The following is a 26,334-nucleotide window of genomic DNA, read 5'->3' as shown; positions in this document are numbered from 1 at the left end:
GTTTTAAAGACAAAAAAAATGCAAGATAACAATCCTGCATTAATAATCAATAATTAATTAATATGAATATACATATCTCAACTTAATACCTCTAGTCTCGAATGCATTATTAACCTCTAGATCATGGTTATATTCAACTTGAATATTATTTGATTTGTTGAATTGTTTTGCTAAACCGAATGTTAATTTATGCGTTTTAACTTTATCATCTTGGTCGATATGGTCTAACTTCGTTTCACCACCAGTAAGATAACTGTATTTAGCTGAAGCCCACATGCTAGGAGTTAAGTTATAGGAATAGATAGTTTGTAGACTAAATACGGGATCTTTTTCTTGGTTCATTCCCATGTAATTATCATTTTTTCCATAGAAATCAACAGCAGCAATGAGATCAATAAATGATTTATCACCTATGCCTTTAGACATCCCGAACTCAGTAGTATAGCTCCAACGATTAGAACCAAGGCTAGTAGTTGGAATATTTGCATCATAACTACCTGTGGGAATGGTTAAGTAAGGAGTAAATGCAAAATAAGTCTTACTTACAGGATCATTAACAAACCAAAAAGAACTCAGAAGAATGATATCTCCAATACTTGAATTTTTATTATCCACAGCATTCGGAATAGTCATATCTAGGCTGCCAAAAGGAAGAATGACCTGAGGGTCAATCATCATTCCACCAACTTCCATAAAATGGACGTAACGTGCGACACCTGTATTCACATTTAAATCAGCATCAACTTTTTTATTATTTGAAACAAATGTATCCGATTGTTTATGTTCATAATACATGACTGCAAGGCTCAATCCATCAGGGCCAGCGACATAATCTCTTGCCATCGCTTCACCAGCGGCATGTGTGGTTTGGAATGTTGTTAATGAACTTACTAAACATCCAAATAGTGCAATATAATAATTCTTCATTAAAGTCCTCATGAGATTAGATTCTTATAATCACGAAGACTCGTGATCCTTAAATCATAGTAATAAGGTTTAACTTTCTTTACTTTTCTCAACTAGACAACTTATTTTCTCTAATTGCCAATTTCATATTCTTAATTTGGATGACGATTACTACAATTGATCAGCTTTGTTGCACAAACCTACCGATAAGGTCTTATTTAGCAATCTAATTCTCAGATGAATAAGCCTACACCTAAAGTTTATCGTACGACCAATTGGTCATCCTATAATCGCGCTTTGATCAATCGTGGGAATATTGCCATTTGGTTCGATCCAAAGACTCAGTGATATGAACAATCACAAGACAAGCATGGTCGAAATCAAACCTATTCTGATACTGCCATCCAGTGCTGTCTGATGATCATATCCCTATTTTGATTGTCTTTACGCATGATCACAGGTTTTGTTCAAAGTCTGATTAACCTTTGCGGATTAAATTGGGCAGCACCAGATTACAGTATGTTTTGTAGAAGACAAAAGCATATTGATATTCAAATTAGCTATGAGAAGAGTTGCAATGGACTGCCTTGCGCAGTGCACTGCACATCGTCGATTCCACGGGCTTGAAGTTTTTAGGTGAAGGTGAATGGAAACGTAAGAAACATCAGCCCGAATATCGTCGTCAATGGCGTAAATTACATATTGGTATAGATGCTAAAACCCTGCAAATACGAGCTGTTCAGCTTACAACCAATAACGTAAGTGATTCGCAAGTCCATGGTGATTTACTTGATCAGATTCCACAAGATGAACAGATTGACTCTGTTTATACCGATGGATCTTATGAAACCAAGAAATGCCGTCAGGTCATGCAGATCGGCAAGCGCATGCAGTGATTCCACCTACAAAAAATGCGAAACCATGGAAAGATACAAAGAGCAGCTCGCTAGAGCGAAATGAATTACTTAGAATAGTTAAACGCTTAGGCAGGACACTATGGAAAAAATGGTCAGGCTATCATCGGCGAAGTTTGGTTGAAACTAAGATGCATTGCATCAAGTTATTAGGCGATAAATTAATGGCAAGAAGCTTTCAGAGCCAAGTCAATGAAATTCATGCACGTGTAGCAATCCTAAACAGATTTACGGAATTAGGTCGCCCTCATACCCAACTTGTATCTTAAATTTGAGTTGCTTAGGAGAACTCTGCCTTTTAAGCCTTTATGCAACAAAGCCGATTAGCTATACAATCTTTAAATGAAGAAAATGAAAAACAATAGAACTTGTTGCATTTCGTCTAGGTTATAGCTCTGGTGCTGCACTTACGCGTGCGTATAAACGTATTGTCGGTACAACACCAAAAGCCAGATTAAACTAAATTTATTATTTAAACTCAAAGTTTAATTAAGGTCTGAAAGTCTTTTCACTGATATTCCCTAATACATTGTAAACCTTGGCCAAACCATCTGTGCTTTCAATTTTTTTAATAGGAATATCACCTATTAAACCATTGAGATTTCTAATGAAATAACACATAGTATCTACATCACCACCAGATAGTTTATGGAGTAAATTGAAGATTGAAACAAATAATATTGCGATCTCTTCGTCAAAAGATATTGGATTTGGATAATTCAAATTGTTCAGCAGGGCTATACTTGTTTTCTTTATTTTTAAAATTTTGAAAAATTCATCATCAGACAGTTCAAGAATTTCAGCAGCATTGATTACAGCCTTTATAAGAGTTTTTCTTCTTTCATTTTGATAATCTAAAGATATCTTCATGTCATTACTTTGATAATATTTTAACTAACTAAAATAATAATTTTAAAATAATGCCCAATATTGTACAAGAAATAACACTTAGAAAATGCGGTAGTACAGTTTGATGATTTTAGAAAATTTAATTTGATAATTTATTGTTTTTTCTCATAAAAACTACGATTTTCATCAGCAACCATATGCTTTATCGACTCACCTGATAGCTGCATAATCTCAATTAAATTATTGACCATTTCTAGCCCTAACCTTTCTTTTTTCAATTTCCGATTCATTACACGCAGTCATCATTTTTTTTTAATAAGGATCTTTGATGACTATATTTTACCAAAAAAAATAGCCATCATTTCATGCAAATGAAGCTAATCTTAAATAGTTCTAACTTCTAATTTTTAAAGCTTATGTTTTAAAAAAAACAGATATTTTTGTGTCTAAAACCACTAACCAATCGTGCAATTCAATAATATCAAGGCGTCTCTCGAAATTTTCAACTTTTGCTATGTACGATTGAGGCTTTTTTAAAGATGAAGCAAGTTCTACTTGAGTCATTCCTTTAGACTCACGTATTTTTCTTAACTTATTGATAAGTGCCCTATATCTAGGATCATGCAATGAACTCATAGCCATAGATATTGAACTATGAGTAAAAATATCCCAAAATAGGATATTTCTTATTGTTCTTTGGTTATAGGATGCATGATACTCACACTTTAAAGCAGAAAATAATCAAATACTTATGTGAAAATACATTTAAAAACAGTGAGTTCAAACATATTTATGCTGGGTTTGTCTTAAATTTTCCAGAATTTAAGTCTAAGAAATTCTATCAAAAAATTTATATAATCATTAGAGAATTGGGGGAAACACCTTTCATGTCTATTGATCGTTCAGGTTGTAACTTCAAATACAGTACAAATAGCAATCAAATGGATTTTTTGGGTAATTTAGACAATATTTTTGATAAAGATGCTGTTCAAAAAAAACTTCTAGTTGATTACCATCAAGCAAATTCTAAAGTACATAAGTTAAAAGCAGAGTTAGAGACTTTTGATAAATATGTTGCTTTATATCCAGATATTGAAAATAGAATATCTAGTTTTACCTCCGAACGTAGCAAAAAACTCTTAAAGCTTGAATCAGAGTTGTCCGCGATAGATATAATATTGAATAATATATAGTTTTATAATAATGATACCGACTTCTGAATTGGATTTATTTCCAGAAAATTCACTAATTGAAGAATTTGATGCATCACATATTCAACGACTGTTCGTTGTTGGTGATCTACATGGATGCTATGTCGAGCTAATGGATCAACTTAGCATTATAAATTTCGATTTTTCCAAGGATTTACTGATATCCGTTGGTGATTTAATAGATAGAGGTCGTGATAGCTTAAAATGTTTGGAATTAACAAAAGAACCTTGGTTTAAAGCTATACGGGGAAATCATGAACAGATGTGCTTAGAAGCAAGGCTGGCTGATGAAATGATTAACCTCCACTGCAAGCATGGCGGAGATTGGTTATACAGACTCACTTTTGCAGAACAGGTAGATTGTTTAGACCTATGTCTTAATTTACCGATAATCCTAGAAGTTAATTTTAGAGGAAAGCTATATGGATTTGTTCATGCTGATATTGATTTCAATGACTGGCAAAAGTTTAAAAAATCAATCCTAAAGAATGATTATTTCACTAACTATAAATCTTCCACACTTCAAAATGCATTATGGGGAAGAAGTCGTATTTTACATGGCCAAAATAATAAAAATTTTCAAAAAGTTGAAGGAATTGATGGTATATATTTAGGACATACCCTAGTTCAACAGCCTATAAAGATTCAAAACTGTTTTTATATTGATACAGGTATGGTGATTGGGAAAAGTCTAACTATTCAAGAACTAATTTAATCTTACAATAAACTCCATAAGCATATTTATAGTTAAATCAGACTCATTACTCCTCTATAAAATTATTGATCTGGACTGCTCCCAGTACCCTAGACATTGAAGTAGCCTCATTTTGAAGCTGCTTCAAAGGCTTCTGGACTCATTCCATCAAGATGCGAATGGCGCCTGTTTCGATTGTAAAACATCTCAGTTTAATCGTGAATATGCCCGACTATTTGGATTACCCCCATTGCAAGACACCACGAAATTACGGCTATTTGCATTATATGGTTGAAATTAGTTCTTCATCTAAATATTCATCACCGCCATACAATTCAACCAAGGTTGGAATATAAGCGCCATATTCCAACTTAGTATTCTCTTGCTTGGTTGGAAATGCAGTTAAACCCTCATAACCTTCGGTTGATTTTAATGAAGATGATGGAGTCTTTAAAGTTGTAATAGATCGAGCCACTTTGTTATATAACATTTTTGCTCGAAGCACCTCAAAGGTATATCCTCGTCCCATTCGATTTGCGACCCTTGTAATACCATTATGCCCCTCAGTATAAGCATTGGTAATTCTTATTGGCGCATCCCAATAGGTGAATATATCCTCAAAGTGATTATTCACAGTTTTAGCAACGTCACGGAAAGACTTTAAATATTTGGGAATACTGCTTTCCCATTCATGAAACCTTTGTATGGCATCGTCTTTGGTTGTTGCTTCATAAATATTATAAAACTGCTCTTTGAGGTCATAAGCTTCCTTAAATTCAGGATGCCATTTTTCTAAATTTCCTAAAATTCTTTGTTGATCTTCGGTCAATGAATTTGGTCGTCTAAGCAGTATCCACCGTAAATGTTTTTTCATATTCAGTCGGGCATCACGATCCAAACTACTTTGTAAAGCTTTACGTTCAGTGTCTAAAGCTTCACTTGCCATTCTCACTACATGAAACTTATCAATAACCAACTTGGCATTTGGTAGGTGCAGACGGAATGACTTTTTGAAGGGTCGCCACATATCACTACAAATCCATTCTACTTTTTCTGCATCAGGCAGTTTGGCGAAGTATGGTATCAATGTATCTTGAGTTCTTTCAGGCAACATATCATATAAGCTGTTCATAGCAAGGTTGGTGATGACACAGCGATATGTTCCCATCAATTTAAGTTCATCAATACCCATAATCGTTGGAGTTTCAAACTTAATATCTCGTTCTAATTCCTCCACGAAATCGAGCGTAATGTTTTTAATGGTGTTCACGACTACACCCGTATCTTCGGCAAGCTGTGTAAAAGTTCGATCTAAGCAACGCTTGCGTACTTGCTGAATCAGCCGATGGGTCGCTCTGCGTTTTTCATCTAAGAAGCTGAGTTGAGGGGTTATCATGCTTTTGCATTCAGAACAGCGATAGCGTGTTCGTATCACCTCAATTTTTACTGGTTGCATCTGCAAGGGGGTATCAGCAAAATGATTGATACGCTGACCGTGCTTATATAAGCGTCCACCGCATTCAGGGCATGTTTCCAAATGCTCACCGCTTGGCTGTACGGTAATCATAATACAGCCATCTTCATTACGGTAATCTATCGGCTGTACACCTTCCAGTTGCAGAATATCAATCATTCCAATACTCCGTTATGTTAGACGATGCACATCAATGGTTTCACCATCTTTAAGCAATTTATACAGCACCTTGATCACATTCTGCATCGCTTGTGCATCGGTCTTGAGCAACAATGCTGATAAGTCTTGATGTGAGGTCAGTGCTTGAATAATTGCGCCTTTCGTTGCCGATGGCAAATTACCTTGCAAGGCTGTGGATTCAGGATTATTTTCAATCTGAGCCATAACTACATCGTTATTTCGTAGAATGGTTACTAAATGATTGATGTACACCACCTGTTCTTCACGGGTAGAAATATCCCCAAAGGTCTGTGCAATCAGCTCGATCACTTCTTTGAGATAAGTCATTTTGTTTGGCTGTAAGTCACCGTTCGCTGTGCCTTGGATGGGGGCTAATGGTTGAGGTTCATCCGCTTCGGGATGATCGGTATCATCGGTTTTAAGTTTCTTTTTAAAGATGCCAAAGCCAGTCAGTACCAAGCCTGAAATATCAATTTCTTTAGCAGACATACCATTTAATCGTTTGGATAAGAGCTTGGTAAATGCCGAGAAGTTTTCAAGTTCAGGATCGCCAAAGTCAATAAGCTGTGCTACATAGGAATAAATACGGCCAAACTTATCCAAATTGCCTTTAAAGCGCATTAAAGTTTGTAATTCTACGTCTAACTGCTTGCGCTCAAATTCGGCTTTTTCTGCGCCTTCATCATTACCGTCTGCTTTGGCTTGATCAAATGCAGTTTCCTGTAGCTCAATCGCCTGTTTGAGCATTTTCAGTTTTTGGTTAAACAGGCGGGCGACACGATCAGTTGCTTTAAACAGGTCGGGATGCGTGGTTTCTTTGAAATCATGATTACTAATATCGCGGATAGTTTTAAAACGAGCTGCTTTAAACTCCTCCAAATCATCTTCGGTAATCAGATCAAGTTCTTCAATATTATCTTTGATGGTATAAACCACGTTCGGGTCTTGTACATCCACCATTTTTGCCCCGTTGTCGTATTTTTTGAAACACTTTAAAATCCATTCGGGGTCATTTACAAAGTCAATTACAAAGGTTTGATCTTTGCCTGTGGTGGTACGGTTTAAGCGTGACAAGGTTTGTACCACTTCAACTTCATTGGCAATGACTTTATCAATATACATGGCGCAGAGTTTGGGTTGGTCAAAGCCTGTTTGGAATTTATTCGCCACTACCATTAAGCGATATTCAGGGCGGTCAAATGCGATGCGTAAATCAGAATTAGGTGCATCGGCATTCATATTGGCTTCGGTAAATTCAGCATCTTCACCAACTTGAAATAGCGCCCCGTTTTCGCTATCACCATCTGCTTCATGGCTAATCTGTTTGCCCGTGAGCTTACCCGAAAATGCCACCAAGACACGGTAGGCACTGTATTCAGGGTTATCTTCAATATATTTTTCCAAGGCAATTTTATATCGTGCTGCCGCAGGGCGTGAACTGGTCACGATCATGGCTTTGGCTTGACCATTAAGCAAATTGGCAACATTGTGGTGAAAGTGTTGAATAATAAACTGCACCTTTTGGGTGACATTGGTCGCGTGTAAAGCCATCCAACGGGCTAAGGCTTTTTTGGCTGCTTTAGAATTGACCCGTTTATCATCATCAACAGCTTCACCGCCGAGTTTAAAAGCGGTTTTATAAGGCACGTAGCCTTGCAGTACATCTAAAATAAAGCCTTCTTCGATGGCTTGACGTTGTGGATATAAATGAAAGGATTCAGGCAAGTTGTCATCACTGGCAGGCTCACCATTTTTAGTGCGCCCAAACAGCATTTTAGTCGAGTGTTTTGGGGTTGCAGTAAAGGCAAAGTGACTGATGTTTTTAGACTGTACACGGGCTTTTTGAATCTGCTCAAGCAATTCCTCAATCGTCAGATTCGCCATCGCTTCACCCGACTGCAATGCCAATGTCGCTTGTAGTTTAGATGCCGTTGAGCCTGTTTGCGAGGTATGTGCTTCATCAATCACAATACCGTAGTTACGGTCGCTTAAACTGGTATTGGTCAGAATCGCTTCCATCACATGCGGGAAAGTCTGAATGGTCACAATAATGATCTGTTTATTGGATAACAGTGCATCTTCAAGCTGTTTGCTTTTCGATTTGCCCGCATGTTCTTTGTCATCACGGTTAATTGCAGCAATTAAGCCTTTTTGATGGTCTAATTGTTGAATAGCTTCTTGTAACTGGTCATCCAGTACAGTTCGGTCAGTGACGACAATGACGGAGTTATAAAACGGTGTACCGTCATTATGACGCAATCGCACCAGTGAATGACACACCCAAGAAATCGTAGAGGTTTTACCTGACCCTGCGCTGTGTTCACACAGATAATTCAGTCCTACGCCTTTTTCTTGCACATCGGCAATGATTTTATTCACCGCATCAAACTGATGATAACGCGGGAAGATCAGACGTTCCTGTACAGTCCAGTTGCCATATAGATCGACTTTGTTTTTCTTTTCCACGTAGACAAAATTATGGAAAATTTTCAGCCAATTATCACGTTGGCAGACATAATCCCAAAAGTAAGCTACTGGATAATCCTCACCTTTGGCTGCATCCGCAGGGGGGTTGCCTGCATGTCCCTCATTACCTTTATTAAACGGCAAGAAATAGGTGCTTTCACCATCTAAAGCCGTGGTCATGGCAATTTCAGATTCAGACAAGGCAAAATGCACAATTGCACCACGCTTGGGTGTTAGCAATGGCTCTTTACGTCTTGTTTTAGGGTCTATCGGCTTACGGTCATTTTTATACTGCTCAATGGCATCTTCTAAAGACTGGTTAAACTCGGTCTTAATTTCCACCGTTGCCATTGGCAAGCCGTTAATAAACAACACAAGGTCCAAAATGCCTGCGTCTTTGGATGGATGATATTTGAGTTGTGGAACAACACGTAGGATATTGGCGTTATAGCGATCAATGACAGCTTGATTGCGTCCATCTTCGGGTGCGCTTTCACTGAGGTCGATTGTGCCTGCGCCCGCCATGCTAAAGCCATTACGAAAGATATGGATTGTGCCTTTCTTATTCAGTTCATCATCCAAGCGGTCGATGATGCGCTTTTCGGTATTATTGCCATTCAAGGCTTGCAGTTTTTCCCACTTTTCAGGCTGTGTGGCTTGAATCCATGTGATTAAATCTTCGGGATACAGTGCATATTCGGTATGATAATTTTTACTTTGCCCAACTACCCAACCTTGCGCTTGCAGTTTTTGCACAATATAGGCTTCTAAGTGACTTTCATAATGGGCTTTGTCTGCCAATATATTCATGTGATTCCCCTTATTCTTCATTTTGTTGTAATGCGTGTTGCCAAAACGGGTCTTGATGCCATAACTCAGGCATTCCCATGTTGGCTTTGGATAGTGATGGATACTGCTCGATTAAGTCTTTGAGTCGTTTTGCCCATGTTGAATTTGGGCTGATCTTGTAAAGTAGGGTTTGCATTGCCACCAAAAGCATGTAGCTGCGCTTCTCATAGCGGATTGCACTATTACTCAAGGTGACAGGGTTGTGCAGCCATTGAATCGCATTTGACGTTGGAATCTTGATGCTGCGACCATGTTCTTTATTCCATAGTCGGCTATGGTGAGCGCAAATATTGCGTACATCATTCAGCGTTTTCAGCCATGATTCTAAAACTTCGGCATGTAATCCTAAGTTTTGAGCAATCTGTTTTTTGGCTTGAGTCGATTTGAGTCCAACATAAAGATGGCTGAGTTCACCCCAAGTCAGCATTTCAATCATCATCCACGAAGGCGGTAATTTTGGACTGTCATATTTAGATAAATAGTGGCGTAAGAAGTTTTCTTTACGCACTTTGTCTTTTAAAGCATCTTTATCAGCTTGCGAGAGTGGACGTTTATCAATGGCTTTCTCGTCACGTATCAAGCGTTCTTTTTCATCTAATAATTGCCGTTCGATACTGGCAAGTAAACGCATGTGGGCATAGCTATAATTAAAATGCTGTTCATCGGTGTACCAAAAGGCATCACCCGATTGATGGCACAGCACATTGCAAATTTGCGCCCGTATTGCGACTTCAATGCGTTCAATCGCATCCATGACCAAGAGCCTTAACTCCCGATCAAAGATATATAGGTTGAGTACATCATTAAATGTTGTATTGGCTTTAAATTGATGTAATGCGCTTGAATTGACTGTAACTGGTTTTTGAAAAGGAATGGTATAAGCCGATAAACGATAGTAGCCAATAAAGCTTAAATAGCGGTCTGCCCGTGCAAGATCAGGAATGATTAAGCCACGATCTTGCCAAGCTTGAAGATGCTCTTGGTTGCTTTTTGCCTGTTTAGTGAATTGAACCATGGCAATTTCTCAGGCAAAAAAAACCTGCCGATTTGTGCGTGAACAAGCGAACTTGAACCTAGGCATGGCAGGTATGTTGGATAGAATAATGCAATATTTATGCACCAAAGTACATAAATATTGAGCCATGATCGAAAAATCCATTAACAGAAATCCCGAACGTCAATTTTGCCTGTAACCGCATGGGAGATAATCGAAGCACGATATTCTTTAAGCTTTTCGATTGTTTTATTAACATTAATTTCTAGAATGGATTTCTCCAAAAGAAGTTTTTTAATTTCTTGTTGGGTTTTATCTGATGGTATCCTTATCTTTTGTTTTAATAACATATTGATATTTAATGGTCTATTTCGACCTGCTGAACCACGAGAACAATCATTAAGCAAATAAGTACCATAATCACTCATAAAAAGTGCTAGGAGGTACTCTGTACTAACTAAATTTCCTCTTAAAACAGGATAACGATGAGAAACAACACAACCATCCTCAGCATTTGTGGCCATTGCAACAGCACCTTCCCAAGCAAATTGCCCACTAAGGATCAAATCTCCACAATTTATATAAAAGAAACTTGAATCTCCCATGTCACAGCCAAGAGTTAATGGTTTATGAAATAGCCCACGACCTCTGTTATATATACCAAGTGCTGTGTACTCAATGGCGTTATTTAGGTGAACAGGTCTATATACTTCAGATACAACGCTACTAAGTCTTACAAGTTCACCTTCACCCTGCATTTGCTCTAGCATAGCAAGCGTGATTATATTTTCTTTAAAGAGTCCAATTAGCTTTTTTTGCTTGGTAATGAGGTTGTCAATTCGTGCTGTTTCAGCATCGAGGAATGAAACTATGTATTTTTGTTCATCCTTACTTGGCAAAACAACAGGCATTTTATTCAATTCGTCCATCTTTAAAGATTGACGCATACCTTCGCCCATTGAGTAAAATACTTTCTGTAAATCGTAAGCACGAAATAAATAATTATAAAAATCTGCATTTTGTTTAGTTTTGACACCAATATATGCAGACGTAATAATCCCATGATATTTTGATATAGCACTTCTTAAGCTACGTTTATCATTTTGCAAATCAGTAAAGCGAAAAATAATGTCATTTGGTTCAATAATTTGATAAGTTTCAAAGGATTCAGGTAATAGACCTTTGTTATCGTCAATATTCTTTTCTTTAATATTTCCATAACTTAAAGACAAAACATTGGTTTCCTGTAAGCCAATATTTTTCTTTTTGTTTTCATCAAAAAGATAACAAAACTTTTTCAGATTCCAATGCTCAGGTACATCACCTAACCATTCCACACCACTTGGTTTATAACTTGGGTATTGCTTAAATTCCATTTTTAAACCTCCCCAAGTAATTGCGCAACTTCGGCAGACAACTCTTTGATCTCCGCCATAATTTCATTTGGGTGGCGTGGCTGCTCGAACACATAGAAATAACGGTTAAAGTTAATTTCATAACCCACTACACCTACTTGACCGTCTTTGGCATCGGTATAACTGGTATCAATTACCGCATCAGGCGCATGAGGAAGTACCTCTTTTGCCATATAAGCAGCAATATCTTGATTGAGTGGTATGTTCTCGTAATCGGTAAGTTCACTGTCCATTTGCACTTCACCATTAATTTCTACGGCTACGGCATCAGGATTTTGCACCCCAAACGCAGCGATCAAAGCATTCTTTAAGCCCTTACTGACTTTGCTGAGTGGTAGATTTTTCAGGAATGTATTCTCAAACCAAGCATAGTCTTTACTGTCACCAAATTGCTGCTCAATATAAGCTGATACCGCATTTTGGTCGCTGTCTGATAACTTGCCAAATTCTTTCGATGCTTTAAACGATTCCAGTTTTTCCGCATCAAATTGAAGATCAATGCGTAGAGGGCGCAAGACTTTGACTCGGCGATAGCCAAAATCAGTATAGTCAAAGATTTTACTGACCGAACTTTCTTCAAAATCGGCATAAATACGACTAATTTCATCAATCGAATTTTGGTCAATAAACTTGCGCTTGTTGCCCTCATTCTTGCGCATAGATGAACCCATGCCTGTAGCATCAATGAGCTGTACTTTGCCTTTACGCTGTTCAGGTTTACGGTTTGAAATCAGCCAAATATATGTACCAATACCTGTACGGAAGAAAATATCAGTCGGTAATGCAACAATTGCTTCGAGATAATCATTTTCTAAAATGAAGCGTCTAATCTCCGACTCGCCTGAGCCTGCACCACCGTTAAACAATGGTGAACCTGATAGCACAATCGCACCACGACCACCACCATTTTCAGGCAGTTCTAGTTTGGAAATTAGATTTTGTAAAAAAAGCATTGAGCCATCACTGGCTTTAGGCAAGCCCGCACCAAAACGACCACTTAAACCCTTTTCTTTATGCTCTAACTGTACGGCTTTGGCATCGTTTGCCCAAGACAGTCCAAAAGGCGGATTGGAACATTGGTAATGAAAACGCTGATCTAAAAAATGATCTTTGCTTAATGTACTGCCTAATTTGATATTTTTGGAAAGATCACGACTTGGGTCAGATTCTAATTTTTTGAGTAACATTGAACCCAATGCGACAGCATGAGTTTCTTCTATCAGCTCTTGACCATAAGGCACAAGTACAGGAGCAACACTATATCGGTCTTTATAGCCTTCTACATAGTTCATCATGTCGGTTAAAAAACCCGAAGTACCACAGGTTTGATCGTAGATGGTACGAATTAAACCGTTCTTTTGTTCAAACAGCTCATTATCAGGCTCAAGCAATAAAGTTGCTGCTAAATGTACAATATCACGCGGAGTCATGAAGTCCTCAGACCCCGTACCGACTTCTGCACCAAACTTAGCAATTAAATGTTCATAGACATTACTCATGGTACGGTCAGGCACAACATTCGGATGTAAGTCGATGGCAGCGAAATTATTGCAAATACGCAGTAATAGATTGGCTTTGGCTAATTTATTAATTGTTGTATTGAAATCAAATTGTTCAAAGATGACACGTACATTTTCAGAGAAATTGGCGATGTAATCTTCAAGATTGGCTTTGGTTTTTGTACCACCTAAATTAGAAAGATTATAGGTGGATTTGTTATAAAACGGATTTGTACTGACATTGGTTAGAATGTCATCAATGGCTAAACCTTGATCTTTAAATTGCGTATAAGTATTGAGAACCGCTTCTTTCGTTGGCTCAAGTACACATTCCAAACGTCTTAAAATCGTAAAAGGTAAAATCACCTTGGCGAAATCTATATGCTGAAAGCCACCTCCACGAAGGTCATTGGCATTACTCCAAATAAAACTAGCGAGAGTAGATTCGGTATTGTTTGGTGCAGAAGCCATTTTGTTTTTCAACCTTATTTTGCAATAGTTAAATATTATGCAATTAACGTAGATTTTTCAACCTTGAAATGCAATATTTAAAAATTTCAAATCTGACTACTTTTTTATTTCATAATAAAGACTTAATGTTAAAATTTATCACAGGATAATCATTAGGCTTGGTGTGAGATGCCAAATAAGCAAGAAAAAATGACAGCATTTGGACAGTTTCGTATCTTAAAAATTGGAACAAAGTATATTCAAGCTGAACTGATCGGTAGTGTAAAAAATTATCAAGCCCAACTTGTCAAAAATACCGTGCTATCAGATATAGAAATAGGTGCAACCATTTTTCTGCGAGTAAATGATCAATCTACCCAAAACAGATACGGCACTAAAGTTCAGTTTGAACCAATTGAGCTTTTAACTGACCAAGCTGAAATTGAGAAATACATTTTGGCTGACAGGAAGCGAGTAGCAGAAATTTACATTCAAGCAGCACAAGAAAATTTGGATAAAGGTTGGTATAGCGGTGATGCCATAGATAAGGCACTATTTTTTAGCGCAAGCCATCCAACTTATAAACCAATCAATATTGAGCTACGCCACAGACGACTCAAAAATATCATTCATGCTTGTTGTAATTATCAGCACAAAACAACAGCACACTTCATTCATTTGTGTCGAGCAACTATAGATATGTACAAAGATGAACAACGATTGAGTGATTTGGAATTAAGACAGTTTGAACAAAGCATCATTAAGATTCAATCCGATTTGAATTTATCAGAAGAAAATGCTCAACAAAAAGCAAATGAATATTTGAGTCAACTAAAAGGATTATTAAAAAGCTAAATTCACTTTCAACCTTATAATGCAAATTTTAAAAATGATTAGCTCAAGTAGTTTCAACCTTAGATTGCAAAATTATAGTTTGTTAAGTTAAAAATAAGGTGAGATTTATAAAAATCCCACCCTAAAATGCAAATAGCCGAAATTACATGACTTATCTGTATTGGAATAACACACTGCAAAATCAATAACTACTTGGAATTCTATTTTATTTGATCTGGTCATTTTTTCTGTTTTAGGTTTAAATGAGACTACACAAAGCCGTGGAATATTGATCAATAAATGAGCGTGGAACATGAAAAATCAATAAAAAGGCCCACTCTAGAGGGAATGGTCTTGGGTACAGGAAATATCAGTTTGAAATTAAAGAATAATTATACAGTATTACGTATAACGTGCATTATGTGAATTTTAGAATAATTAAACGTTATATAAATTTAATATCTTATTTTTACAATAATACCTATTGCATCAAATACGCCCTCCGACTTTGGTTATATCTAGTAGATAGTGTATAAAATATCTAGTAATTACTAAATAATAATTATTTAGTAATTACTTATTGTGGTTATATTTTATTATAAATACATAAAATTGAGTATAAAAAGTTACGTATTATGAAATAAGATAAAGCTTGTATACTGCTTAAATAGTGTAAATAAATTTCTTGTATCTAGAAACTAAAGCTCGCAATATATAAAATCCATCATTTGTTCTGCATATGATCTAGAATCATCTACTGTCCAAAGCTCTAATTCATGAGCTGGGAGATTAAGAGTTGTTCTAAACTCATGAAGTGATTCGGCAACTGTACTAGAAATATAGTGATTATTTTTTAAACCCTCAATGCAGTCGTTGAAACTAGTTCTATCATTTAAGCCAATTTTTGAAAGGGACAATCTATAACGCTGTCTCATTTCATCTTCGATGAAAGGTCGAAGTTTCGTGAATTTATTATCCATAGTTCTACGTTCAATAAAATCTATGATTTCCATATATCTTTCATCATGTGCTGTTGCAGTCATTTCCTCTTTGGTTGCTTTTACAAGCATTGACCCATTCTCAGATTGCACAATTTTCAGTGCTTGAACATCACTAAATTTTTTCATTACTGCGGATGCCATTCCCTTGTAATGAGTAGTGATAATTAATTGTTTAATTGAGTTGTTCAAGGTATATAGAATTCGCAATATGCTAGAAATTCTTTCATTATCAAAACTGGTTACAGGATCATCTAGCACCAGAATCGCTTTTTCCCTATCTACTGGAGGTAATCGATGGATTTTGGCAAGAAAAATACAAAGTGCCAAAGCTCTCCGATCTGATTCACTAAATAAACAATGCAGCTTATTTCTATCAATAGGACAACCTTTAAAAGTTACTTCCAAGTCATATACCGTTCGAGTACCACTACGATTAATACTTTTAGATATTTCAAAATCGGATGAGCCTATTCTACGAAATAAGGTATTTATTTCTACAAAATATGTATCTAGGAATTCATTTTGGGCATTTTCAAGTGCTGTCTTATCAGTATCATAAGATGCTTGATCGCTTTCAATTTGAGCTTTTAAATTGATATAGCTTGTACATAGACCATCTAAGTCGTGCCTTTTTTTAAATTTTGTTAAAGCTTCTTCATTACGGGCTTCTTCAGTGAGATGGCCTTTCAATAATGTGACATCTTGAGATTCTTTAAATTGATTTAAAATGTTGTTTACATCACTTTTGATGCAGTTGTATTCCCCAACTAATAAACAATACTCATTAAATTTGGCCTCCAAATTAGAGAAGTCTATTGTATCAATTGAGTTGTAAGGGGTTTGTGACTTTTGTTCTAGCGAGGTTCTTATTACGACATCAAATTCGCTATTAGTTTGTTCTAATTCTGAAAAAACATATTCAAGACATTCGAATTTTTGTGCTAATTGCTCAATGAAATTTTCGGCATGTATTCGGCCTTGGACTTCTCTTTCAATATAAGTATTTTCTAATAGATTTAAATTTCTTTGATGCTGCTCTTTTACAGATCCAAAATTTGAATCGACAAGATTGATTTTTAACAAGGAAGATACTTGAGTGCTTATTTCACGCAGAAAATTTTGAAATGTAGTATCAAAAGCCGTTTTATAGCTATCAATTAATATTTGAGCACTTTCCTTTAAATCCTGTCCACAAAAAGGGCAATCATCTTGCAAATGTTTCAAGCCATTCGATGCCCACCCATTAAATAAATTTGTGTTAGCAACCTTATTTTTGTGTCCATCTACGATAGCTCTTGATACTTCATGTACATTCTCCATATTCAAGGATAAGCATTTGTTAATTGACAGTAAATTATCTTTAATTGCTTGTATAATGCTAATATCGTCTAGGATTGGTCTTCGAATTACATGATCAATATTGGAAATTTGAGTATTTAAGGTGGTCTGTTTGTCTTTAGATGCCTGTAATGCTAAATCTAGTTCTTCTACTGTTTTTTCTGTTAAAGACATGGATACAAAAGTATCAACATTGCCAACACCATGTGTATTAAGTTGATTCTTAATACCTGTTAAGTCTCTTCTATCATTTCTTAATTTTTGATTTCGTAACTCAAGTGCTTCAAATTGAATAGCATTTTCACCTAAGATAAATCCCGACATATTTGTAGAATTTTCACGAGTATAATTAACACCAGTCATTACATTTCTATGTATGAATCCATGATCAAAAATATACAGTCGTGAATCATCAGGAGGGATTGAGTCCCAATTGTTATTTTGAAATTGTATGGCCCTAGATTGCCCAGAGAATTTCATTTTGATTGTCTGATTAATTTCGCTTGGTGCTTTATTAGCTATTATTGACTTTCTATCAAGAATTAATTGAGGGTTATTAAGAGCTAATGAATAAAAGATATCACAGAGAGTACTTTTACCATTTCTATTTTCCCCATAGATAATATTTACAGGCTGAAATTGAATACTACCTGTATTCACTTGAAAATAATTCCCAATATTTTCAATTAATTGAATTCTTTCTAACATAACACCCCCTAATATGCTTAATTTTAAATTATTTATAAAATAAATATTTATATGATATTCTCCATGCTTTTAGGATTTAATCAAGACTATATTTTATATGAATAATTAGTTTAAGAGGTTTGCCATTCGATAAACCTCTTTTCATATTTCATGTAACTTTTATAATTGTGATAATATTTTCTGTATAGCTAAAACAAAGCCATTTTTAAAAATTGGCCGCTCATATTCATCTTTCACCGCATCATACTTTGAGACAGTCCAACCTCGTTGTAACATTTTATCTAACTAAAAGGTGTCTACCAAATTAGTGGCTATTCAACGTCCATACGTACATGAATTTCATTGACCTGCCTCTGAAAAATTCATGCACTTAACTTTTCTCCCAATAATTTAATGCAATGCATCTTTATTTCGAACAGACGTCGGCTATGATATCCAGACCAGTTTCTCCATATCTTTCTTCCTAAATGCTTAATTGTTCGAAGCAGTTCATTTCACTCTAGCGAACTAGCTTTTTTATCTTTTCATGGTTTCTCATTTTTCCTAGGTGGGTTTACTGTATGAGCTTGCCGATCAGTAATTATCTGACAGTACAGCTGGGTATCATAAGCTCCATAGGTATATACGGATTCAATGTACTCATCTTGTGAAGTCTTCTCGAGTAAATTACCAAGTAACTTTTAATCACTGACAATGTCGGTCGATAGTTGAACTGCCCGTATTTGCAAGATTGAAGCATCTACACCAATATGTAATTTATACCATTGGCGACGATATTCAGTCTGATGTTTCTTTCGTTTCCATTCGCCCATACATTTGAGAATTATAGTATTGAATAAGCCTTTAATGGGGGGTAACAAAGCCCATCTAGGCAGATAAATGTGTTAACAAAAATGTTAATTTATATTAATTATAAAAATAATATAAAAAACAGAACTTTAACAAAATTATTAACATATTGTTATGACATTAAAGTTTTTTTAGGTGGCGGTGCAATTGTACTGCCTGTATTACATGAAATTATCCCTGTTAACATGAACACGCTACGTTTAGAGGTTCGCCGTGCTGATGACCAAGCGCTCATTACCCGTGACCGTATGCGCGTCGATGTCATGGCAGAGTTCTATGTCCGTGTGAAGCCACTAGCAGAATCAATTGCAGTTGCCGCGCAGACTTTGGGACAAAAAACCATGTCTCCAAATGAGTTGAAGAACCTTGTGGAAGGTAAATTTGTCGATTCCTTGCGTGCAGTCGCTGCTGAAATGGCGATGGAAGAATTGCATGAAAAACGTGTGGACTTCGTGCAAAAAGTACAACAAGTGGTTTCCGAAGACTTACATAAAAATGGTCTAGAACTTGAAACTGTGTCTTTAACAGGTTTAGACCAAACAGGTTTCAAATACTTTAACCCTCAAAATGCATTCGATGCCGAAGGTTTAACTAAGCTAACTGAAACAATTGAAGACCGTCGCCGTAAACGTAATCACATCGAGCAAGACGCTGACCTTGCCATTAAGACCAAGAACTTAGAAGCAGAACAAGCTCGCCTACAAATCATCCGCGAAGAAGAATACGCAAAACTACAACAAGAACGTGAAATTGCAATTCGCCGTGCAGAACAATTGGCTGAAATTGCCTCACAAGAAGCTGAGAAAAAACGTGAAGCAGAAGAAGCACGAATTGCAGCTGAGCGTGAAGTCGAGTTAAAGCGTATTGGTGCAGCACGTGATGTGGAAAGCCAAAACATTCAAAAATCACAAATTATTGAACAAGCGCAGGTTGAACAAAAGAAAACCATCGAACTGGCAGAACAGTCACGTGCTATTGCAATTGCGGAAAAGTCGCGTGAAGAGTCTGAAGCCAAAGCTTCTGCTGACCGTGCCCGTGCTGAAGCAGTTAAAGCCGAAGAAGAAGTGATTACCGTACGTGAAACCCAGCGTGCTGAGCGTCAAAAAGCAGTTGAGTTGGTTGCGGCGAAGCAGGCTGCAGAAAAAGATGCGATTGCGATTACAGTTGCAGCTGAAGCAGGCAAACAAGCCGCTGCCGATGATGCCGAAGCCGTTCGTATTGCAGCGGAAGCTCAAGCCGAACAAGCTCGCTTAAAAGCCAAAGGTGAAGCGGATGCCAAAATACTGTTGGCTCAAGCGATGGAAAAACAATACCAAGTCGATGCGGATGGTACACGTGCGGTGAATGAGGCGAACAACGTCTTATCTCCTGAGCAAGTCGAAATGCAAATTCGCCTAGCATTGTTAAAATACTTACCTGAAATCATTCGTGAAAGTGTTAAGCCGATGGAAAACATTGATGACATCAAAATTCTACAGGTTAACGGTTTAGGTAATGTCAGCTCAGCAACAACTGGAGGTGATGGTGCGGAATCTTCACAAGTTGCTTTGTCTGATCAAGTGGTGAATAGTGCGCTACGCTATCGTACCCAAGCACCATTAATTGACAGCTTGATGAATGAACTGGGAATTCAAGGCGGCGACATCAATGGTTTAACCCAAAGCTTAAAACCGCAAAGCAAAGCTCAATAGTAGTTAGACTTACAATCAAAAAACGCGACGATCTGTCGCGTTTTTATCATCTGCTTTAATATTCAACTTTCTACAAAATAAACATTTAAGCTTTTAAAACGATAAACCTAAGAATTCACTCAGCACCTTAAGCCCATCATCTATTATAAAAATTTAAGTTATCTTCGTTCTTAAGTCGATTCACTCGCCACCAGTGAATTCAAAGAAGTCATGTAAACATCCTAGACCTTACAATTGAGTGAAAACATTCTAAACAGTAACGGAAAAAACTTTTTATGAATAAATAGAATTAAGCTATTTAGTGCAAACGCACCCAAAAGAAACGGATCAATTGCCCACGATCATAAGGAAAATTTGAAAGGTACTCATATCCCACTTTATTTCTTTTATTGACTTTAATTTCAATACCATACCCAAATGAAATGCTGAGTGCATCCAAGTCTGAACTATGAAACTCCCCTGTCCCCAATTTATGGCTTAAACTATCCGAGTTATAGCCCGAGTAGTTAAATACGCGAATATATTCATTCTCATAAAAATCATTATTGATCAATGTATAATCGTTTTCCGCTTCATCATGTTGTGCAGCTAACTGCTGATAATAGTGGAAAATATCATCACTCAAAGACTCCGCCAAATAGACATCTTCATTTTCAGCATAAGCGATATTCATCGCTAGCCCGAACAAAAATAAGCAACGACAAAACAATAAATGAATAGGCTTTAACATCTGTAATATTATGTCTTCAAAAGAATTATTTTAATTATGAATATAGCATAGTCTCCTATATAAACAGTGAACACCAAATATTTATCAATTCTCAGATTGTTAAGTACATAGCAAATCTTGCTCTAATTTAACCATTTTGTCTTTTGTCCAATATTGCTTTTTCAATGTGGCTAAATATAGTTTTCAGCTGAGATTAAACACTCTAACCCCCATATTATTTTTATACAGAGAAATGTATTAGGGCAAACCAATATGCTCTCCACAAAAAAGCCGTATGTGCAATTAAGACATACGGCTTTTTCCTTTAAAATATAAAAGGCTTAAACTAAACCTTTGTCCTTTAAAAGTTGGAACATCGTTGAACCGAGTTCTGCTGGGCTACGCGTGTACGCCATCCCCGCCTTTTCAAATGCTGCAAACTTTTCTTCAGCAGTACCTTTACCACCAGAAATAATTGCTCCCGCATGTCCCATACGCTTGCCTTTCGGTGCTGTTACACCTGCAATATAACCCACCACAGGTTTAGTCACATACGATTGAATATATTCAGCTGCTTCTTCTTCAGCTGTACCACCAATCTCACCAATCATGATAATCGCTTCAGTTTGCGGATCTTCTTGGAACAGTTTCAAACAATCAATTTGGTTCATGCCCGGAATTGGATCGCCACCAATACCAATACAGGTTGATTGTCCTAAGCCTAATTTCGTCGTTTGAGCAACCGCTTCATAAGTCAACGTACCTGAGCGTGAAATAATGCCAATTTTACCTGGTTGATGAATATGACCCGGCATAATCCCGATCTTACATTCACCTGGGGTAATAATACCCGGACAGTTTGGACCAATCAGACGCGTACCATTGCCATTTGTTTCAAGATAACGCTTAGCTTTGAGCATGTCTAAAGTTGGCACGCCTTCTGTGATGACCACAATCAGTCCAACACCTGAATCCACTGCTTCAATAATTGAATCCAAGACAAAAGGAGCTGGGACATAAATCACAGTTGCATCTGCACCTGTACCTGCAACTGCATCTTTCATGGTGTTAAATACAGGTAAATCTAGATGAGTTGTGCCGCCTTTACCAGGAGTTACCCCGCCAACGACTTTGGTTCCATAATCTAGCGCTTGTGCTGAGTGGAATGTACCGTTTTTGCCTGTGAAACCTTGTACCAATACTTTGGTGTCTTTATTAATTAATACGCTCATATTGATACTCCTTACGCTTTTACTGCAGCAACAATTTTTTCTGCGGCATCCGACAAGCCATTTGCAGAAATAAGTTTTAAACCTGATTCATCAAGTAATTTGGCACCTAATTCAGCATTGTTCCCTTCTAAACGAACAACCACAGGTACGGTCACATTTACTTCTTGAACCGCTGCAATAATTGCTTCAGCAATCATGTCACAACGTACAATTCCACCGAAGATATTAATCAATACCCCTTGTACAGAGGTATCTGCCAGAATAATTTTAAACGCTTCAATCACACGGTCTTTGGTTGCACCACCGCCGACATCAAGGAAGTTCGCAGGTTGGCCGCCATAGAGTTTAATAATATCCATGGTTGCCATCGCAAGGCCCGCACCATTGACCATACAGCCAATGTTGCCTTCAAGCGCGACGTAGTTGAGGTCAAATTCAGACGCTTTTAACTCACGTTCATTTTCCTGTGACTTATCGCGCAGCGCAGCAATTTCTGGTAAACGATACAGCGCGTTTGAATCGATCCCCACTTTGGCATCGACACATAGGATGTCACCATTTTCACGCACAGATAGAGGATTGATCTCAAATAAAGCAAAGTCATTCTCGATGAATGCTTGATACGCAGCAGACATCACTTTCACAAATTGATTCACTTGACCATCTTTAAGGTTCAACTTAAATGCAACTTCACGCGCTTGAAATGGCAATAAGGCAACCAAAGGATCGACTTCAACTTTAATAATTTTTTCAGGGGTTTCTTCTGCAACCTTTTCAATTTCGACGCCACCTTCGGTCGAAGCCATAAAGGTCACACGACGACTTGAGCGGTCAACCACTGCACCTAAATACAGTTCACGCTCTACAGGATACACATCTTCCGCGACAAGTACGCTATTTACTGGTTGGCCATGGCTATCGGTTTGATAGGTAACAAGGTTGGTCCCGATGATGCTTTTTGCATATTCAGCAGCTTCCGTTGCTGACTTTACAACTTTTACGCCACCCGCCTTACCACGACCACCCGCATGCACTTGGGCTTTCATGACAGCAAATTTTCCGCCTATTTGTTCAAAGGCTTTTACTGCTTCTTCTGGAGTGGTGGCAAGTACGCCCTCTTGGACAGGCATACCATATTTTTTTAATAGCGCTTTAGCTTGATATTCATGTAAATTCATCGACTAACCTTTTTATTACTGCTTATTTACTTTTTGTTGCACCGAAACTGTTTACTATCACAGTAACCATTTTGGATTTTTAAAACTTCTTGTCTTTATTTTTAGATGATTCTTCATGAGAAGACAACACCTGAAACAAAAAAGAGCGACCGTAGTCGCTCTTTTCGTTGTCTTATTTGCGTTTACGCTGAATTGCGTGAATCGCTCGACCATCCACTGCAAGTGCAGCTTCATGAACCACTTCAGAGAATGTTGGGTGACCGAAAGTCATCAACTGTAGATCTTCAACCGAAGATACAAACTCAAGTGCAATCATACCTTGGTGTACGATATCAGACGCAGCAGGCCCAATCACGTGCATACCCAGTAAACGGTCAGTTTTTGCATCAGCAACAAACTTCACGAAACCAGCATTTTCACCCGCAGCCATTGCACGGCCGTTTGCAGCGAAACCAAATTGACCCGTTTTCACTTCGTGGCCTTTCTCGATCGCTTGCTGTTCTGTTAAACCGACCCACGCCGCTTCTGGGTGTGTGTAAATCACAGAAATGATGGTGTCATAGTTCACTTGAGCTGCATGACCGTGAATACGCTCAACAGCCATTACACCTTCTTCCATCGCTTTATGCGCAAGCATTGGGCCACGAACCAAGTCACCAATAGCATATACGCCGTCAACAGACGTCGCACACCAATCGTTCACATCAACTAAACCACGTTCAGTTAGTTTGATGCCGCAATCATCAGCCAATAGACCTTCAGCATATGCACGACGACCTACACAAACGATCAACTTATCAAACGCTTGAGTTTTTTCTTCGCCGCCTTGAGTATATTTAACAGTAACTTCAGAACCATTAACTTCTGTGCCCGCAACTTTAGCGCCAACACGGATATCAAGACCTTGCTTAGTTAAAAGTTTTTGGTAGTCTTTCGCCAATGCTTTATCAGCCATTGGTAAGAATGCGTCCATTGCTTCAAATACAACAACTTCAGCACCTAGACGACGCCATACTGAACCAAGCTCTAGACCGATTACGCCCGCACCAATTACACCTAAACGCTTAGGTACTTCTTGGAATTCTAGTGCGCCAGTTGAGTCAACAATGATGTTCTGATCAACTGGTGCTGATGGAATGTTAATTGGCACAGAACCCGTTGCAAGAATCACATATTTAGGCTCTAAAACTTGAGTTTCACCTTCGTGAGATACAAATTCTACTTTTTTACCTGCAAGTAATTTACCTGTACCTTTTAACCACTCGATACCGTTACCTTTTAAAAGGCCATCAATACCCATAGTAAGTTGGTCAACAATTTTGTCTTTACGTGCAAGGAGTTTAGACAAATCAAAGTTCACTTCACCTGTTGTAATACCATGATCAGCTAAGTGATGCATTGTATCTTCGTAGCGGTGAGAAGAATCAAGCAATGCTTTAGACGGAATACAACCCACGTTTAAGCACGTCCCACCTAAAGATGGTTTGCCTTTGTGAATACGTTTTTCAATACACGCAACTTTAAAACCAAGCTGCGCTGCACGAATTGCTGCTTCGTAACCACCTGGGCCACCGCCAATTACAACAAGATCAAATTGTTGAGACATTTTTATCTCCAAAAATGGGCTTAGAGGATCTCTCTAAGCCCATGTTTTATTCTTTAGAATTAAAGGTCAAGGATCAATTTAGCTGGTTCTTCTAACAATTCTTTGATTGTTACCAAGAAACCTACAGCTTCTTTACCATCGATTAGACGGTGGTCATAAGAAAGCGCTAAATACATCATCGGTAAGATTTCTACTTGACCGTTTACAGCCATAGGGCGCTCTTGGATTTTATGCATACCCAAAATCGCAGTTTGTGGTGTATTCAAGATCGGAGTCGACAACAATGAACCGAAAGTACCACCGTTGGTGATTGTGAACGTACCGCCAGTCATGTCTTCGATGCCCAATTTACCATCACGTGCTTTGTAAGCAAAGTCACGGATACCATTTTCAACTTCAGCATAGTTCATGCGGTCTGTATCACGAAGCACAGGTACAACTAGACCACGCTCAGAAGATACTGCTACACCGATGTCATAGTAACCGTGGTAAACAATGTCATCACCGTCAATTGAAGCATTAACTGCTGGGTAGCGTTTAAGCGCTTCAGTTGCCGCTTTAACAAAGAAAGACATAAAACCAAGACGCGCACCATGACGCTTCTCAAATGCGTCTTTGTATTGTGCACGCATTTCCATGATTGGCTTCATGTTCACTTCGTTAAACGTCGTCAACATTGCAGTTTCTTGAGTTGCAGCAAGCAGACGCTCAGCAACACGCTTACGAAGACGTGTCATTGGAACACGCTTCTCAACACGCTCACCCACGGCAACACTTAATGGTGCTGCAGCTGGAGCTGCTGGTTTAGTTTGGTGATTTGTCACATCTTCTTTCGTGATACGACCACCACGGCCTGTACCTGCAACATCAGCAGCTGGAATGCCAGACTCAGTCAATGCTTTACGCACAGCAGGCGCTTGATCAGCAACTTGAGCACGTTCAACGACTGGTGCAGCACCCGCTTCAGTTTGAGTAACTGCTTGTTCTACTTTCGCTTCAGACTGAACTGCTTCAGTTTGCGCAGCGCCAGATACAGCACCTTCTTCAAACTGTGCAATCACTTCATTTGAAAGAACTGTGTCACCTTCACCTTTAATGATCGATGCAATTGTACCGTCAGCAGGAGCAACAACTTCTAAAACAACTTTATCTGTTTCAATATCACAGATCACTTCATCACGTGATACTGCTTCACCTGGTTGTTTGTGCCAAGTTGCGATTGTTCCATCCGCAACTGACTCAGGGAATACCGGTGCTTTAATTTCGGTTGCCATTACTAAGAATCTC

19 protein-coding genes and 2 pseudogenes are annotated in these 26,334 nt (G+C 37.9%); 6 read left to right on the top strand and 15 right to left on the bottom strand.

Annotated elements, in window-relative coordinates:
- Positions 1-57 precede the first annotated feature (57 nt).
- Positions 58-927 carry a transporter gene (locus GVX98_RS03690; RefSeq protein WP_159127293.1) on the bottom strand — a complete coding sequence of 290 codons (870 nt, stop codon included), beginning with the start codon at positions 925-927 and terminating at the stop codon, positions 58-60.
- Positions 928-1,143: 216 nt separating this feature from the next.
- On the opposite strand from GVX98_RS03690, the pseudogene GVX98_RS03685 reads away from it, so the two are divergent.
- Together GVX98_RS03685 and GVX98_RS17025 are read left to right on the top strand one after the other, a co-directional pair.
- Positions 1,144-2,089: pseudogene (locus tag GVX98_RS03685) on the top strand (IS5 family transposase).
- Between the two features lie 92 nt (positions 2,090-2,181).
- Positions 2,182-2,283 (top strand): hypothetical protein, encoded by a 102-nt coding sequence (locus GVX98_RS17025; protein WP_159127951.1) that lies wholly within the window; start codon positions 2,182-2,184, stop codon positions 2,281-2,283.
- 26 nt (positions 2,284-2,309) lie between these two features.
- Here GVX98_RS17025 and GVX98_RS03675 read toward each other — a convergent pair whose 3' ends face one another.
- Together GVX98_RS03675 and GVX98_RS03670 are read right to left on the bottom strand one after the other, a co-directional pair.
- The gene (locus GVX98_RS03675) at positions 2,310-2,690 is read right to left on the bottom strand and encodes a hypothetical protein (RefSeq protein WP_159127292.1); all 381 of its coding nucleotides are present in this window, start codon (positions 2,688-2,690) and stop codon (positions 2,310-2,312) included.
- Positions 2,691-3,083: 393 nt separating this feature from the next.
- On the bottom strand, positions 3,084-3,305 hold the full coding sequence (locus GVX98_RS03670; protein WP_159127950.1) for a helix-turn-helix domain-containing protein: 222 nt from the start codon (positions 3,303-3,305) through the stop codon (positions 3,084-3,086).
- A gap of 71 nt (positions 3,306-3,376) precedes the next feature.
- On the opposite strand from GVX98_RS03670, the gene GVX98_RS03665 reads away from it, so the two are divergent.
- Together GVX98_RS03665 and GVX98_RS03660 are read left to right on the top strand one after the other, a co-directional pair.
- Positions 3,377-3,862: a hypothetical protein gene (locus GVX98_RS03665; protein ID WP_159127291.1), complete on the top strand. Its 486-nt coding sequence runs from the start codon at positions 3,377-3,379 to the stop codon at positions 3,860-3,862.
- Between the two features lie 10 nt (positions 3,863-3,872).
- Positions 3,873-4,595: a metallophosphoesterase gene (locus GVX98_RS03660; RefSeq protein ID WP_159127290.1), complete on the top strand. Its 723-nt coding sequence runs from the start codon at positions 3,873-3,875 to the stop codon at positions 4,593-4,595.
- A gap of 262 nt (positions 4,596-4,857) precedes the next feature.
- Here GVX98_RS03660 and GVX98_RS03655 read toward each other — a convergent pair whose 3' ends face one another.
- The 5 genes from GVX98_RS03655 to GVX98_RS03635 form a co-directional block, all read right to left on the bottom strand.
- Entirely contained in the window at positions 4,858-6,207 is a 1,350-nt protein-coding gene (locus GVX98_RS03655) for an ISL3 family transposase (RefSeq protein ID WP_159127289.1), read from the bottom strand.
- 12 nt (positions 6,208-6,219) lie between these two features.
- Positions 6,220-9,504 (bottom strand): type I restriction endonuclease subunit R, encoded by a 3,285-nt coding sequence (locus GVX98_RS03650; RefSeq protein ID WP_159127288.1) that lies wholly within the window; start codon positions 9,502-9,504, stop codon positions 6,220-6,222.
- Between the two features lie 10 nt (positions 9,505-9,514).
- Entirely contained in the window at positions 9,515-10,558 is a 1,044-nt protein-coding gene (locus GVX98_RS03645) for an Abi family protein (protein ID WP_159127287.1), read from the bottom strand.
- A gap of 143 nt (positions 10,559-10,701) precedes the next feature.
- Positions 10,702-11,913 carry a restriction endonuclease subunit S gene (locus GVX98_RS03640; protein ID WP_159127286.1) on the bottom strand — a complete coding sequence of 404 codons (1,212 nt, stop codon included), beginning with the start codon at positions 11,911-11,913 and terminating at the stop codon, positions 10,702-10,704.
- 2 nt (positions 11,914-11,915) lie between these two features.
- Complete coding sequence (locus GVX98_RS03635) at positions 11,916-13,922, bottom strand: class I SAM-dependent DNA methyltransferase (protein ID WP_159127285.1); 2,007 nt, start codon at positions 13,920-13,922, stop codon at positions 11,916-11,918.
- Between the two features lie 168 nt (positions 13,923-14,090).
- Between GVX98_RS03635 and GVX98_RS03630 the strand changes: the two genes are divergently transcribed.
- Entirely contained in the window at positions 14,091-14,756 is a 666-nt protein-coding gene (locus tag GVX98_RS03630; RefSeq protein ID WP_159127284.1) for a hypothetical protein, read from the top strand.
- Positions 14,757-15,433: 677 nt separating this feature from the next.
- Here the strand turns inward: GVX98_RS03630 and GVX98_RS03625 are convergent.
- Together GVX98_RS03625 and GVX98_RS16855 are read right to left on the bottom strand one after the other, a co-directional pair.
- Positions 15,434-17,782 carry an AAA family ATPase gene (locus GVX98_RS03625; protein ID WP_159127283.1) on the bottom strand — a complete coding sequence of 783 codons (2,349 nt, stop codon included), beginning with the start codon at positions 17,780-17,782 and terminating at the stop codon, positions 15,434-15,436.
- 365 nt (positions 17,783-18,147) lie between these two features.
- Positions 18,148-18,621: pseudogene (locus GVX98_RS16855) on the bottom strand (transposase); the annotation flags it as partial.
- Positions 18,622-18,705: 84 nt separating this feature from the next.
- On the opposite strand from GVX98_RS16855, the gene GVX98_RS03620 reads away from it, so the two are divergent.
- The gene (locus GVX98_RS03620; RefSeq protein ID WP_228716286.1) at positions 18,706-20,322 is read left to right on the top strand and encodes a flotillin family protein; all 1,617 of its coding nucleotides are present in this window, start codon (positions 18,706-18,708) and stop codon (positions 20,320-20,322) included.
- Positions 20,323-20,620: 298 nt separating this feature from the next.
- On the opposite strand, the gene GVX98_RS03615 is transcribed toward GVX98_RS03620, so the two are convergent.
- The 5 genes from GVX98_RS03615 to odhB all read right to left on the bottom strand — a co-directional run bounded on the left by GVX98_RS03615 (position 20,621) and on the right by odhB (position 26,321).
- Entirely contained in the window at positions 20,621-20,995 is a 375-nt protein-coding gene (locus GVX98_RS03615) for a hypothetical protein (RefSeq protein ID WP_228716261.1), read from the bottom strand.
- Between the two features lie 377 nt (positions 20,996-21,372).
- Positions 21,373-22,263, bottom strand: a complete 891-nt coding sequence (gene sucD, locus GVX98_RS03610) for a succinate--CoA ligase subunit alpha (protein ID WP_159127281.1) — start codon at positions 22,261-22,263, stop codon at positions 21,373-21,375.
- A gap of 11 nt (positions 22,264-22,274) precedes the next feature.
- The gene (sucC, locus tag GVX98_RS03605) at positions 22,275-23,441 is read right to left on the bottom strand and encodes an ADP-forming succinate--CoA ligase subunit beta (protein ID WP_159127280.1); all 1,167 of its coding nucleotides are present in this window, start codon (positions 23,439-23,441) and stop codon (positions 22,275-22,277) included.
- 172 nt (positions 23,442-23,613) lie between these two features.
- The gene (gene lpdA, locus GVX98_RS03600; RefSeq protein WP_159127279.1) at positions 23,614-25,047 is read right to left on the bottom strand and encodes a dihydrolipoyl dehydrogenase; all 1,434 of its coding nucleotides are present in this window, start codon (positions 25,045-25,047) and stop codon (positions 23,614-23,616) included.
- Positions 25,048-25,106: 59 nt separating this feature from the next.
- A complete protein-coding gene (gene odhB / locus GVX98_RS03595; protein WP_004982740.1) occupies positions 25,107-26,321 on the bottom strand; it encodes a 2-oxoglutarate dehydrogenase complex dihydrolipoyllysine-residue succinyltransferase in 1,215 nt (404 codons plus the stop codon).
- Between the last annotated feature and the right edge of the window lie 13 nt (positions 26,322-26,334).

This window comes from Acinetobacter sp. 8I-beige, assembly GCF_902505955.1.
GTDB classification, from domain to species: domain Bacteria; phylum Pseudomonadota; class Gammaproteobacteria; order Pseudomonadales; family Moraxellaceae; genus Acinetobacter; species Acinetobacter johnsonii.
Note: the sequence above shows the minus strand (reverse complement) of the source record. Positions and strands in the feature narration are given on the sequence as shown.